The following is a 12,988-nucleotide window of genomic DNA, read 5'->3' as shown; positions in this document are numbered from 1 at the left end:
GAGAGACTAACGAGTCTGGTGCCTCAGAACACCAGTTGCACCAGCAACATATATACAATCGTGCCGCCGGCGATTGAAAGCAGCATATTGCGTTTCCATACGTGCAGCAGCACGATGACGGCGCAGGCGATGAGTTCCGGAAGGCCGTGTGAGCCGGTCAGAATCGGGGTGTTGCGCAGTGCGTACACCACCAGTAGACCGGTCATCGCATAGGGCAGGACCCGGCCGAAATACTCGATGATGCGCGGCGGCTGCTTGGATTCGGGAAACACCAGAAACGGCAGAAAACGGGTGCACATCGTGCCCAGCACCACCGTCACGATAGTGATTGCGCCTTGCCAGATGGTCATCGTCATCGCGTCTGTCCTTCCTTCTGCTGGTCCGCTGCGTGGCTCATGGCATGGTCTGCCGTGGCTTCCGGGGCGTCGGCGGCCGGCCGCAACACGTCCAGATGCGGGCGTAGCGCGACGAACAGTATCAGCATGGCGATCATTGAGGGAATCATGAAATCATTGGCCCCGAATATCAGCAGGCAGGCCAGTGATGTCAGCACACCGATGACGGCGGACAGTTGCTCGCGGTGCTTGCCGTCGAGCCACTGATCGAGGAAGATCACCAGAAATAGCGCGGTCAGTACGAAATCAAGACCGTCGGTATTGAACGGCAGATGCGCGCCGATCAGCCCGCCCAGTGTGGCGCCGGTCACCCAATACAGCTGATTGCACAGCGTGACCCAGAAGTAGAACCAGCCTCGGTCGATACCGGCGGGGATTTTCGCGGTGGAGTTGATGGCAAAGGTCTCGTCGCACATACCGAAAATCAGGTACGGACGCTTCCAGCCGAGCCCTTTGAATTTGCTGAGCATGGATAGTCCATAAAACAGGTGACGGGCGTTGACCATCAGGGCCAGCAGAAAGCCGGCGAGTGGGTTGAACGCGGAGAGCAGCAGATTCACCGTGACGAATTCCATTGAACCGGCGAAGATGAACGCGCTCATGCACATCGGCCATACGAAGGAGAAGCCTTTGGTGCCCATGAGAATGCCATACGAGGCGCCGAGAAACAGGAACCCCAGGCAAATCGGTATGGTCAGCGGAAATGCCGCTTTGAACGCCGGCAGCCAGGCGTTGGTGTTGGTGTTGGCGGTGTCTGCCATGTGGATGATGTTCTCCTTGTACAACTGGTCTGCCGGCCGATGTTCGCCGATGATGCCATATGCGGTTATACACGCATGGTGTCGATAAACGGGGTGAGGGTGGCGTCGGGACCCTGTGCGCGAAGTCACAGTGTGGAGGATGTCACATCGTCTACGGTGGGATAGTCCTTGTGGCGGGCGCGAACACGTGCTGAGATGAAAGCATGAGCACATATCAAGCGGGCCGAATGCTTTCAGACCTGGTCCCGCGAATACGAAAAGACCTCGGTCGCTATGACCGAGGTCTTTAGTGAAGTACCCCCAGAGAGAGTCGAACCCTCGTTGTCAGATTGAAAGTCTGGTGTCCTAACCGTTAGACGATGGGGGCGAACAACTCGAATTACTCTACGGGAGGTTGTTCGGTTATGCAAATCGACAGCATTTCGGCGTGTCGCAATCAGTTCAGAGTAACGGCCTGATAGGTGAAGTCATGAATCACGCGGCCGGCGGCCAGGCCCTTCTTCTCGAAGTTGGTGAGCACGCGGCCCTCGAATCGCTCGGATTCGGTGAAGTCGGCGTGCGGCATATCGGCGGCCATGTCGGCATTGCCCTTGCCCACATGTTCGGTTGGCAGGCTGACGGTTACGCTGCCCAGGTTCTTCCAACCGTTGAGCCCGTCCATCACCTCGTGCACGTGCAGGGCATAGTCCTCGATGTCGGTGGCGATGCGCCAGACGCCGTCTGTGACCAGTGCGCGATGAATGTCGCCGGCCATGGCCTCCTGCACGATGCGGCGCTTGTGGTGCTTCTTCTTGGGCCAAGGGTCGGGGAAGAAGGTCCATACCTCGGCCACGGTGCCGGCCGCGGTCACCTTGAACAGCTCGGGCGCATTGACCTGGGCCACGCGAATGTTGGTCAGCCCCTGCTTGCCGGCGAGCAGCAGCGTGTGAGCCACGCCGGGGTCATAGACCTCTAGGGCAAGGAAGTTCGTCTCCGGGTGGGCTGCGGCTGCTGCCACCACGTTTTCTCCCTGCCCGGTGCCGATTTCCACAATGAGCGGATTGTCGTTGCCCCATGCGGACTCCACGAACGCGCGGTCGAGCGTGACGCCTTCGCGCACGTCCAGCAGGTTGCCGGCCGCAATATCCAACAGATATGTGCCGGCATAGTTGTCCCATGCGCGCTGCAGGCGATCGTCCAAACGCCCGGAGCGGCGTACGAAGGAGAGCACCTTGTGCAGGGGGTGCGCCGGTGCCTCGGTGTGGTCCGTGGCCATCGCGGCGACGGAATCGATTGCTGTGGATTCGGGATCGGTCATATATTCCTCGGATTTTCCTTGTGCGCCGCACCGCTGTTCATTCATTAGGTCGATTTGGCGTTCATTAGATAGGTGGTGTGCGATACCAACCACCATATCAAGCCATTTACCCGGTGTCCGTGCGGGCCGGCTCCGGGCCGACCTACCTAATGAACGCCAAATCGACCTAATGAATGCAGATATTGCCGGACGACACCACCGTTTTGTGCGATTATGTTCGTGTGATATACTCAAATTGTTTCAAAAGGTAACAAAGCGGACCAAAAGTGAACAGCCGCTGAGTTCCCCACGGCCGACACTTTGCAACCCGCACAAGGAAAGGTCAACTATGACAGTTCTCGTCACCGGCGGCTGCGGCTACATCGGCGCGCATGTCGTTCACGCACTCCATCAGGCCGGCGAAAAGGTCGTTGTCGTCGACGATCTGAGCTACGGCAAGCCCACTCGCATCGAAGGCTCCCGCCTGTACGGCATGGATATCGCCGCCCCGGGCGCCGGCGAGCGTCTGGCCGAAATCCTCGATGCCGAAGGCGTCGACTCCGTGATCCACTTCGCCGCTCGCAAGCAGGTCGGCGAATCCGTGGAGAAGCCGCTGTGGTACTACCAGCAGAACATCAACGGCATGCTCAACGTGCTCACCGGCATGACCCAGTCCAAGAACGCCAAGAAGCTCGTCTTCTCCTCCTCCGCCGCCACCTACGGTGTGCCGCCGGTCGACGTGGTGCCTGAGGACGTCGTCCCGATGCTGCCGATCAACCCCTACGGCCAGACCAAGCTGTTCGGCGAGTGGATGGCACGCGCCTGCGAGCAGCCGTTCGGCATCCGCTTCTGCGCGCTGCGCTACTTCAACGTGGCCGGCTGCGGTCCGGTGGAGCTTGAGGATCCGGCCATCCTGAACCTCATCCCGATGCTGTTCAATCGCCTCAAGCAGGGCAAGGCTCCCGCCATCTTCGGCGACGACTACCCGACTCCGGACGGCACCTGCGTGCGCGACTACATCCACGTCTCCGACTTGGCCGACGCCCACATCGCCGCCTTCAAGTACCTCGACCGTGACGAGCGCAAGTACGACGCCTTCAACGTCGGCACCGGCGAAGGCACCTCCGTGCGCCAGATCGTCGACGAAGTCAAGAAGGTCACCGGTCTGCCGTTCGCCGAGGCTGTCATGGCCCGCCGCGCCGGCGACCCGCCGCACCTGATCGGCTCCCCGAAGCGCATCAACGAGGAGATGGGCTGGCACGCCAAGTACGACGTGGAAGACATCGTCAAGTCCGCGTGGGATGCCTGGCAGGCCAACCCCGAACACCACATCGACGTCGACACCTGGAAGCAGGCTGACTGAGATTGACGATTGCTTTGCGGTGGATGCCGTGAAGTGCTTCTGTTCATAAGGGTGTGACCGGGGTTCCGGTCGCGCCCTTCGTCGTTTTGTGGATGTTTGTGGCAGACGTGTTCGCGTGCTGGTGATAGCAAAAACCTTGAAATTATGCGGAACACGCCGAAGTTTGCATGACCGGCGAATTTCAGTAGTATGTACATCTGTTGCCTCACGCAAGTGAGAACAATGGCCCCGTAGCTCAGTTGGTTAGAGCGCCGCCCTGTCACGGCGGAGGTCACCGGTTCAAGTCCGGCCGGGGTCGCTGGAATGGTTATGAAGCCCGGATTATCCGGGTTTTTGACTGTTCATGGCTCTGTAGCTCAGTTGGTAGAGCGAGCGACTGAAAATCGCTAGGTCAACGGATCGACGCCGTTCGGAGCCACCATGATAAGGCCCCGCCTTGTGCGGGGCTTTTGCATATCCGTCACGTACCTACTCCGGCGGGCTGGCCGGTCAATGCAAAGGCTGAGATTCAGTCGATGCCCCAGCACTCCGTAAATCGTGCGGGACAGGCCCATCATCAGGGCGAATGCGGCAGGTCCCGCCAAGTCGCCAATCACCTTGGTCTCGCCCAGACCGGACTCGGCGAACGCGCTGGCCCACTGGCTCATGCCCTGTTCGGCCGCGCCCGCGCACAGCATCATAAGGAACATCAGGTAGAACACCGGCTTCTTCGACAAGTCGGCGAACCGCATGGTCGCCGTGCCCTCCGGCACAATGCGCGGCATGGGAGCGCCAGCGAACATCGCGATGCCGATGGCAGGCACAATCGCCCACAAGCAAGCGAGAACCGGCCATGAGTCAGTGCCGAACGCAAACAGAAACAGCGTGGAGATGACCACGGTGCCGAGCTGGCCCCAGCAGTAGAAGGAGTGCAGCAGGTATTGATTGCGCTACGCGCGAAGTAAGCGGATAGGAGACGAGTTTCTCGGAGAGCATCAAGCGACTCCGGAAAATGGTCTTATCGTTGAGATTTCGGGCGATTGAACTGGTTTGGTCAATGGACAATACTTCGACAAGTGCGGAATTCCGCCATTTCTTGCCATTATTTTCAGTGTTGTTCTTTCAACGTGTTTTCAGGTGAATGCTTATGCGCGGAGTAGACTGGGGAACCGTTGGACCACTCAAAGACAGAGTGGACCACCAGTTAAGACACTAGTTCAAAAGGAGAGCCCCTATGGTCTACCGCATGATTTTCAACCAGACTGCATACTTCGGACGTGGCGCGATCAAGGAGATTCCTGCCGTCGCGAAGTCGCACGGTTTCACCAAGGCATTTATCGTCACTGATCCGGTACTGCTGGAGACCGGTACCGCCGAGAAGGTCACCAAGGTTCTGGATGAGGCCGGCCTGCCCTACGAAGTGTTCTCCAACGTCAAGCCGAACCCGCCGGTCGAGTGCATTAAGGACGGCGTCGCCAAGTTCGCCGAGTCCGGTGCGGACTTCCTGATCGGCCTGGGCGGTGGTTCCCCGCAAGACACCTGCAAGGGCATCGGCATCATCACCGCCAACCCGGAGTTCGCCGACGTGCTTTCTCTGGAAGGCGTCGCGGATACCAAGAACCCGTCCGTCCCGATCTTCGGCGTGCCGACCACCGCTGGTACCGCTTCCGAGACGACCATCAACTACGTGGTCACCGATACCGCCAACAAGCGTAAGTTCGTGGCTGTCGACCCGCACGACATCCCGATCGTCGCTTTCGTGGACCCGGATCTGACCGACTCCATGCCGCGCGGCCTGAAGGTCGCCACCGGACTTGACGCCCTGACCCACGCCATCGAGGGCTACATTACCCCGGGTGCCTGGAGCCTGTCCGACTGCCTGTCCATGCAGACTATTCGCATGATTGCCAAGAACCTGGCCAAGTCCGCCGACGGCGACATTCCGGCTGGCGAGCAGATGGCCTACGCGTCCTACATCACCGGCATGGCCTACTCCAACGTGGGCCTCGGTCTGGTGCACGGCATGGCTCACCCGCTGGGCGGTCGTCTGGGCGTGGCCCACGGTGTGGCCAACGGTATTCTGCTGGCCCCGGTCATGGAATACAACAAGGACTTCACCGGTGAGAAGTACCGCGACATCGCCGATGCGTTCGGCATCGAGGACGCCTACACCGGCGACCTGGAGAAGGTGCGCGAAGAGGCCGTGCAGGCCGTCCACAAGCTGACCGTGGATCTGAAGAACCCGACCACGATTTCCGAAGTGGGCGCCACCGAGGCCGACCTTGAGCCGCTGGCTCACGACGCGTTCCACGACGTGTGCACCCCCGGCAACCCGCGTCAGGCAACCGAAGAGGACATCCTCGCGATTTACAAGTCGCTGATGTGATCAGTCGATGACAGTAAGCATTAGCTCCCTCTGATGAGGGAGCTGTCAGCGTAGCTGACCGAGGGAGAGAAGTTGCGGCGTAGCCGCTGAATAATAGATATCGGCCTGCGGCCGATTCAATGTTTTAGCGACTGCGTCGCAGTCTCTCCCTCAGTCTCACTTCGTTCGACAGCTCCCTCATCAGAGGGAGCTTGCATAAGCAGAGAGGGCTCGTATATCAAGCTACTTTTCGTGCTTTTCGTCGTAGACTTCGTCAGTGGGGGTCTCGTCGTACAGCTGCTTGCCTTGCGCCTCCGCCAGTTCCATCTGCTCGTTGATCCACGCGGCTTCAGCAGGATTGATATCCGCGGAATTCAGCACTTTCTGCCACACCGGGTAGAACATGTGCATCGCCGGATACATGGCGGTGAACAACACCTCCGGCTTATGCGTGCGCGTATGTTGCGGATGTGCATCAAACGTATTCTTAAAACGTCGCATGTAGTTCAGGAATGAACTCAGCGACGTGTCCATCCGTCGCGCGCTCATCGCGGCGATCATGCGCGGCGAGTACACGGTTTTCAGATTCTTGCCCATCAGATGCAGGGAAATATCGATATCCTCATGCATCACATCGGCCTTATCTCGGCAGACCTCATTCGCGATCTGATGCCAGGCCGAAGCGCGCAAGGCCATATTCGAGCCGAACAGCAGCGGCTGGCCGCCATCGGCACGGTAGATTCGCTTGCGTAAGGAATTGTCGCCTTTCAACCCGAAATGACGTGAGGGCATGTCGTAATACATCACCGGACCAGTGGCGCCCATCGCGGCCGGGTCTTCGGTGAAGATGCCGGAGACCACCTCCACCCAGTCAGGCCGAATCATACAGTCGGCGTCAAAACGGCCCAGCACATCGCCGGTCGCGGCGTTCAGACCAAAGTTGCGGGTGGGAATCAGCCCCTGTTCATCGTTCTGGTGCAACAGTTTGACCGGGGCCTCGGGATGTTCGGCGATGAACTGTTCGACAACCGCACAGGTGTTGTCCGTAGAACGGTTGTCCACCACCAGCACCTCATGCGGCATGATGGTCTGACGGGTGGCATTCAGCAGGCAGTCGCGGATGCGTTCGGCTTCGTTCCACGCTGGGATGATGATCGAAACGTTGAGCATAACATCAACAATAGAAAAGCGGGTGTACGCCGCCGGCGTATCCGAGCTTCAAACCCCTCGCTACAATGGGGAGCCATGAGCGAACGCGCGCGAAACGTAAACAGCAACGACACGTCGAGAACCGGTGCCGTAGAGGCCGGGGCAGACCCGGACGACGAGAATCGTATCGACTTTGGTACTTTGTTCCCCGCCAAGGGAGATTCCCGCAGGCCACCGGAATGGTTCGGCCGCGCGCTGCTGTATGTGGCCCTCGCCGTCATCGTGTTCATGTTCTGCTGGCGCTCGTGGGGCGACATCTCCTATCTGGTGCTTGACATCATCATCTCGTTGTTCCTGGCGCTGGCCGTCGAGCCGTTGGTTGTGGCGCTGGTGGCTCATGGCTGGAAGCGTGGCGTGGCTTCCGCCGTCAGCTTGGTGGGCGTGGCCGTGGTCGGGGGTGTGCTGCTCACGCTATTTGGCAACATGTTCGTACAGCAGATGATTGCCATGGTCCGCGGTTTGCCGGCCATGTATGAGCAGATTCGTGAGTTGGTGGACCAGTATGCCACATTCAAGATGCCGGAAATCAGCAATCTCGGCATGGAAATCTTCAACAATATCCAGACCTCGTGGGTCACCGATTTTGCCGGTACCGCCATGAGTACGGTGGGCGGCCTGTTCTCCTTCCTGCTGAACCTCATGACCGTGGTCATGACCGCGTATTACATCTCCGCCGCCGGTCCCAAACTGCGCCGCTCCTTCTGCCAGTGGCTGGCCCCCAACACGCAGCGCCGATTCCTGCTGGTGTGGACTGTGGCCCAAGGCCAGATTTCGTCCTTCCTGTTCTCCCGTTCGATTCTGGCGTTGATCAATGCCACTTGCACTGCCATCTTCTTAGAGATTCTGCGTGTGCCCTACTGGCTGCCGTTGGCCCTGTTCTGCGGCGTGGTATCCCAGTTCATCCCCACGGTCGGCACCTATATCGGCGGCGCGCTGCCGGTGCTGTTCGCTTGGGGCAACCGCGGATGGACGTACGCCGTGGCGGTGCTGGTGTTCATCATTGTCTACCAGCAGATTGAGAACCTGATTCTCTCGCCGAGGATTTCGCAGCGCACGATGGATATCAACGCGGCCGTCGCCTTCCTTGCGGTGCTGGCGTTCGGTTCGCTGTTCGGCGCGTTCGGCGCGTTCCTGGCGCTGCCGGTCACCGCATCGCTGCAGGCCATCTTCCGTGCGTACACCAAGCGCTATGAGCTGATTGACTCACCGCTGATGAATGATCCGACTCCGGAGAAGAAGTCCAAGATCGTCAAGGCGTCCGAAGCGTTCGGCGAGCATGTGCTGCAGCCAATCGGCGAACACATGCCGCGTGCGGCCAAGGGGTCCACCAGCCGTGTGCCGATGAACGAGGAACTGCGTTTGCTGCAGGAACAGATTTATGCGATTCCGCCACGCGAGACGAAAGAATCCGATTTGGACGATTCCGCCACCGTGGCGATTCCGAAGAACGTGCTATCCTCCAGCGCTCGCAAGGGATTGCGTGGCACTGAGCCGGAGCCGGATACCGATAACGCCGATAATACAGTCGGTGCGGATGCAAGCTCTGACGAGCCGGATACGGCGGCGATTCCGCAGCGTGGTGCCGCGGATACGCAGCAGTCTGAGCAGCCCGAGCAACGCAAGCAAACCAAGCAGTCTGATCAATCTGCCTCCAGCAATCCTAGGGCGGGGTGGCGCTGATGACCCTGCTTTCCGTGCTCGATATTCTCCTGGTAATCGTCGGTGGTGCCGGCATGATATATCAGGGGCTGTGCATCGTGATGTCCCTGTTCGCCAAGCCCGTGCGCTTCCCCGACGCCCCGATGACCAACCGGTATGCCGTACTGATCTCCGCGCGCAACGAAGAAAACGTGATTGGCAACCTTATTGGGTCGATTCGCGATCAGACCTACCCGTCCGACCTCATCGACATCTGGCTGGTGGCCGACAACTGCACCGACAACACCGCCGACGTGGTGCGGTCTTTGGGCTGCCATGTGGTGGAACGCCACAATCTTGAACTGGTTGGCAAGGGATATGCGCTGACGTATCTGTTGGGGCATATGCTCGACATCGGTGTGGCCGATGATTATGAGGCCTACTTCGTGTTCGATGCCGATAACAAGCTGGACAAGCACTACTTCGAGGAAATGAACAAGGCGTTCTGCTCCGGATTCAAGATTCTGACCAGCTACCGTAATTCGGTGAATCTGGCGGATAACTGGGTGTCTTCTGGTTCTGCGCTGTGGTTCATCCGTGAATCGCGATTCCTGTCTAACTCGCGTATGATTCTCGGTTCCTCTTGCCATGTGGGCGGTACGGGATTCATGTTCTCCCGCGAGGTGATGAAGCGGAACAAGGGATGGAAGTTCCACCTGCTCACTGAAGATCTTGAATTCACTATGGATTCGATTCTGCATGGCGACCGCATCGGCTATTGCGGTACTGCGATCCTCTACGACGAGCAGCCGGTTACCTTCTCGCAAAGTTGGCGTCAGCGTTTGCGTTGGAGCAAGGGGTTCCTGCAGGTATTCCGTTATTATGGCTCGGCATTGCTGAAACGCGCGGTTCGCGAACGTGATTTCTCCTGCATCGACTTCACCTTGATGCTGTGTCCGTTTACCGTGTTGGGCGTGATTCGCGCGGTAATGGGCTTGCTGTTCGCCGCGTGTGGCTTCGTGAGTTGGCTGAGCCAGCTGCAATCGCTGGCCGTTTGGTCCAGCGGCATCATCACATCGGTGTTGGGCCTGATGGCATTGGCTGCATTGACCATCATTGTCGAGCACGACCAGATCGGTGCCACGAACAAGGAGCTGCTCGCCTATGTGCTCAGCTTCCCGATTTACATGCTCAGCTACGTGCCGATCTCCTTCCAGGCCATCTTCGCCAAAGCCCAGTGGAAGCCCATCGCGCATAAGGGCTGACCGATTCCGCTAGTCCGGAGCCGCTCAGCGGGGCAATCCAACAGCAACCCGGGGGTGTTTCGCTGAGGGGTGGCTGGTGGGCTAGAGTGGATGTATGAACTTAGACAATACTCAGGGGAATGTCGGATTTCAGCCGCCGATGATGCCAGCCGCCGCTCCCACGTCTTCGCAGCCGCAACAGCCACAGCCGCAAGCATGGCCGCCGAATCCGAATGCGGCGGTGTCCATTCGCGGCCTGTTCAAGCACTTCGACCGGAAGATCGCCGTCAACGGGCTCGCACTTGACATTCCAATCGGCTCGTTCTACGGACTGGTGGGCCCTAACGGCGCCGGCAAAACCACCACGCTCAATATGGTGACCGGTCTATTGGTGCCGGACGCCGGCACCGCCATGATTTTGGGCCATGACGTGTGGAGCGACGTGAACACGGCCAAGCGCATGATCGGCGTCATGCCCCAGCCCGACCAGATCTTCGACCGACTGACCGGTTTGCAATTGCTCGTCTACTCCGGCATGCTGCGCGGCATGAGCCGCGAGGAGACCACGCGTCGCGCCCAGGACCTGCTCAATGCTTTCGACTTGGCTGGGGCCGCCAACACGATGGTCACCGATTACTCGGCCGGCATGACCAAGAAAATCTGCCTGGCCTCCGCGATGATTCACAGCCCGCGCATTCTGGTCTTGGATGAGCCGTTTGAATCCGTGGACCCGGTGTCCAGCGCCAACCTCAAAGACATTCTCATCGAATACGCGAAGACCGGCGGTACGGTGATCATCTCCTCACACGTGATGGCATTGGTCGAAAAGATGTGCACGCACGTGGCAGTAATCAACAATGGTCTGGTGTGCGCGGCCGGCACGGTGGACGAGGTCGCTGCTGGCGAAGAACTCGAAGACCGCTTCCTGCAACTGGTCGGCGGCCGCCACGAAGCCGCCCATCTCGCGTGGCTCGATGGCGGGCAGGCCCAAGCCCAAGCACCAACTTCGGCCCAGCCGGCCCATCCCATTCCGCCTACGCCCGCCACACCTACCGATGAGGCCCGCCGATGATCAGCAGCGCCATCACCCTGGTCCGCCTGCGCTGGACGCTCACGCTCGCCACCCTGCGAAAATCGGCGTGGCAGACCGTCGCCTATGTCTTTTCCGCCGTACTCGCGGCCGGCACCATCATCGGCACCGGCGTGCTCGCATGGTTCATCGGCATACTGCCGCCCTTCACCGTGAACGCGGATGGCTTTCCGCTGAACATCCTTGGTCCCGGAGGCATCGTCAACATAGTCGTCGTGCTGGTCGGCGCGACCATGACCATCTTCATCGGCTTCATCCAGCTCATGATGCTTGGCGAAGGCTCCATCATGAACCCACGCAAATTCGCGCTCTACGGCATCGCCGACCGCAACCTGCAATTCGGCTTGCTGCTTTCCGGCCTGTCCGGCATCCCCGCCCTTACCGGCGTGGCCTCACTGATGCTCTGGACACTGGCCTATCGGCATATGGGACCAGCCGTAATCATCAGTTCCCTCCTCGCCGCAGTGCTGGCCGTCATCACCATGATGAGCATCTCCAAACTGCTCATCGCCCTATCCACCACGCTGGTGACCAGCAAACGCGGCAAAGGCGCGTTCTACATCTTCATCGTGCTGACGTTCGTCATCATCTGCCAGTTGCCGAACATTCTGGTCAACTCCGGCATAGCCTTCAGCCTCAACACCGAAACCTGGGGCGCGGCGACCACCATCGCCGCATGGACGCCGTTCGGCGCGGCCTTCCAACTGCCGTTCGACGCGCTTACCGGAGCCTGGGCGGTGCTGCTCGCCCGCATCGCCATCCTTGCCGTCACATGGATTGTCTGCTTCGCCGTATGCACTTGGTGTTTGAGGCATGAACGGCTCACCATCGGCGCAAACAGTCCGTCCGAGACCGCCAAAGGCATCGGCGCATTCGCATGGATGCCCGATTCGGCATCCGGCGCGGTGTCCGCACGCCTGATCACCTATCTCAAACGAGACCCCCGCCAAGCCATGACCTTCGCCATGCCGGTCCTGTTCCTGATCATCTTCGCCTTCCAGGCGCACGGCATCAGCGCGGTCGTCTGGCAGTCGCTGATCTGGTGTGGCTGGTTCATGTCCGTGGTGGAAAGCAACGGGCTCGCATATGACGGCCGCGGCTTCACCATGGAAGCCATCGCCGGCGTGCGTGGCCGGACCGACAGAATCGGCCGCGTACGCGTCTACGTCGGCATCATGGTCGTCCACATGGTGCTGCTCTATCTCGCCGGCATCGTGCTGGTCGGCGCACTGACCGGCCGCTGGGCGCAGCCCGATGAGCTCGTCATCGGCCTGATCTTCCTCGCCGTGGGCATGGGCGTCGCCTTGAGCGGACTGGGTGTGTCCGAAGTCACCTCCTGTGTACTGATGTACCCGGTCGCCTCAATGGACAAGCCGTTCTCCGCGCCTCAAGGCCGCGCCATGGCCCAAGGTTTCTTCCCGTTCGTCTACATGCTCGGCAGCCTGCTGCTCATGCTGCCCACCGGCATCGTGGCGCTGGTCATGCTGCTGACGGGAGCCGAAGGCGGCATATGGCTGGCGATTATTCCGGTCGCGCTGGCCAACGGCATCGGCATCCTGGCACTCGGGACATGGCTGGGCGGTAAGCTGATGGATGCGCGAATGCTCTCGATTGTGGCAACACTCGACTCGTTCGCCTCATTGCAGAAATGATCGCCTTGGCATAAGG

At 59.7% G+C, this 12,988-nt stretch carries 11 protein-coding genes and 3 tRNA genes; 8 read left to right on the top strand and 6 right to left on the bottom strand.

Translation table 11 applies throughout. The features are described 5' to 3' along the window. Positions 1-23 precede the first annotated feature (23 nt). The 4 genes from ACEUKI_RS02575 to trmB form a co-directional block, all read right to left on the bottom strand. Positions 24-356, bottom strand: a complete 333-nt coding sequence (locus tag ACEUKI_RS02575) for a branched-chain amino acid transporter permease (protein WP_080785914.1) — start codon at positions 354-356, stop codon at positions 24-26. Then, positions 353-1,156, bottom strand: a complete 804-nt coding sequence (locus ACEUKI_RS02570) for an AzlC family ABC transporter permease (RefSeq protein ID WP_251847982.1) — start codon at positions 1,154-1,156, stop codon at positions 353-355. Before ACEUKI_RS02570 ends, ACEUKI_RS02575 begins: the two co-directional genes overlap by 4 nt. A 295-nt stretch (positions 1,157-1,451) precedes the next feature. Beyond that, positions 1,452-1,523, bottom strand: a tRNA-Glu gene (locus tag ACEUKI_RS02565). Between the two features lie 69 nt (positions 1,524-1,592). After that, complete coding sequence (gene trmB, locus ACEUKI_RS02560; protein WP_179133599.1) at positions 1,593-2,498, bottom strand: tRNA (guanosine(46)-N7)-methyltransferase TrmB; 906 nt, start codon at positions 2,496-2,498, stop codon at positions 1,593-1,595. Positions 2,499-2,781: 283 nt separating this feature from the next. Between trmB and galE the strand changes: the two genes are divergently transcribed. From galE to ACEUKI_RS02545, 3 genes are all read left to right on the top strand, one after another. Continuing rightward, positions 2,782-3,795: a UDP-glucose 4-epimerase GalE gene (galE, locus tag ACEUKI_RS02555; protein ID WP_080785917.1), complete on the top strand. Its 1,014-nt coding sequence runs from the start codon at positions 2,782-2,784 to the stop codon at positions 3,793-3,795. 224 nt (positions 3,796-4,019) lie between these two features. Next, positions 4,020-4,093: transfer RNA gene (locus ACEUKI_RS02550), tRNA-Asp, on the top strand. A gap of 47 nt (positions 4,094-4,140) precedes the next feature. Continuing rightward, a tRNA-Phe gene (locus ACEUKI_RS02545) sits at positions 4,141-4,216 on the top strand. On the opposite strand, the gene ACEUKI_RS02540 is transcribed toward ACEUKI_RS02545, so the two are convergent. Continuing rightward, positions 4,182-4,673 carry a hypothetical protein gene (locus tag ACEUKI_RS02540; RefSeq protein WP_236838342.1) on the bottom strand — a complete coding sequence of 164 codons (492 nt, stop codon included), beginning with the start codon at positions 4,671-4,673 and terminating at the stop codon, positions 4,182-4,184. The two genes, ACEUKI_RS02545 and ACEUKI_RS02540, sit on opposite strands and share 35 nt — an antisense overlap. Positions 4,674-5,008: 335 nt before the next feature. Here ACEUKI_RS02540 and fucO point away from each other — a divergent pair, with 335 nt between their 5' ends. Next, positions 5,009-6,160, top strand: a complete 1,152-nt coding sequence (gene fucO / locus ACEUKI_RS02535) for a lactaldehyde reductase (protein ID WP_080785919.1) — start codon at positions 5,009-5,011, stop codon at positions 6,158-6,160. Between the two features lie 222 nt (positions 6,161-6,382). On the opposite strand, the gene ACEUKI_RS02530 is transcribed toward fucO, so the two are convergent. After that, positions 6,383-7,309 (bottom strand): glycosyltransferase family 2 protein, encoded by a 927-nt coding sequence (locus ACEUKI_RS02530; protein WP_080785920.1) that lies wholly within the window; start codon positions 7,307-7,309, stop codon positions 6,383-6,385. Positions 7,310-7,384: 75 nt separating this feature from the next. On the opposite strand from ACEUKI_RS02530, the gene ACEUKI_RS02525 reads away from it, so the two are divergent. From ACEUKI_RS02525 to ACEUKI_RS02510, 4 genes are all read left to right on the top strand, one after another. Then, the gene (locus ACEUKI_RS02525) at positions 7,385-9,028 is read left to right on the top strand and encodes an AI-2E family transporter (protein ID WP_080785921.1); all 1,644 of its coding nucleotides are present in this window, start codon (positions 7,385-7,387) and stop codon (positions 9,026-9,028) included. Beyond that, the gene (locus tag ACEUKI_RS02520) at positions 9,028-10,251 is read left to right on the top strand and encodes a glycosyltransferase family 2 protein (protein ID WP_080785922.1); all 1,224 of its coding nucleotides are present in this window, start codon (positions 9,028-9,030) and stop codon (positions 10,249-10,251) included. The genes ACEUKI_RS02525 and ACEUKI_RS02520 overlap by 1 nt, the downstream gene beginning before the upstream one ends. A gap of 94 nt (positions 10,252-10,345) precedes the next feature. After that, entirely contained in the window at positions 10,346-11,302 is a 957-nt protein-coding gene (locus ACEUKI_RS02515) for an ABC transporter ATP-binding protein (RefSeq protein ID WP_080785923.1), read from the top strand. Then, complete coding sequence (locus ACEUKI_RS02510) at positions 11,299-12,972, top strand: ABC transporter permease (protein WP_080785924.1); 1,674 nt, start codon at positions 11,299-11,301, stop codon at positions 12,970-12,972. The genes ACEUKI_RS02515 and ACEUKI_RS02510 overlap by 4 nt, the downstream gene beginning before the upstream one ends. The last annotated feature ends 16 nt before the right edge of the window (positions 12,973-12,988 follow it).

This window comes from Bifidobacterium sp. 2450 (assembly GCF_041900695.1).
GTDB classification, from domain to species: domain Bacteria; phylum Actinomycetota; class Actinomycetes; order Actinomycetales; family Bifidobacteriaceae; genus Bifidobacterium; species Bifidobacterium longum.
This window is presented reverse-complemented; position numbering and strand designations above follow the sequence as displayed.

Bases quoted from the DNA above. Each gene is read 5' to 3' on its own strand.
- ACEUKI_RS02530 (WP_080785920.1), bottom strand. From the start codon at position 7,309: ATGCTCAACGTTTCGATCATCATCCCAGCGTGGAACGAAGCCGAACGC.
- ACEUKI_RS02575 (WP_080785914.1), bottom strand. From the start codon at position 356: ATGACGATGACCATCTGGCAAGGCGCAATCACTATCGTGACGGTGGTG.
- ACEUKI_RS02525 (WP_080785921.1), top strand. From the start codon at position 7,385: ATGAGCGAACGCGCGCGAAACGTAAACAGCAACGACACGTCGAGAACC.
- ACEUKI_RS02515 (WP_080785923.1), top strand. From the start codon at position 10,346: ATGAACTTAGACAATACTCAGGGGAATGTCGGATTTCAGCCGCCGATG.
- ACEUKI_RS02520 (WP_080785922.1), top strand. From the start codon at position 9,028: ATGACCCTGCTTTCCGTGCTCGATATTCTCCTGGTAATCGTCGGTGGT.
- galE (WP_080785917.1), top strand. From the start codon at position 2,782: ATGACAGTTCTCGTCACCGGCGGCTGCGGCTACATCGGCGCGCATGTC.
- ACEUKI_RS02510 (WP_080785924.1), top strand. From the start codon at position 11,299: ATGATCAGCAGCGCCATCACCCTGGTCCGCCTGCGCTGGACGCTCACG.
- trmB (WP_179133599.1), bottom strand. From the start codon at position 2,498: ATGAATGAACAGCGGTGCGGCGCACAAGGAAAATCCGAGGAATATATG.
- ACEUKI_RS02570 (WP_251847982.1), bottom strand. From the start codon at position 1,156: ATGGCAGACACCGCCAACACCAACACCAACGCCTGGCTGCCGGCGTTC.
- fucO (WP_080785919.1), top strand. From the start codon at position 5,009: ATGGTCTACCGCATGATTTTCAACCAGACTGCATACTTCGGACGTGGC.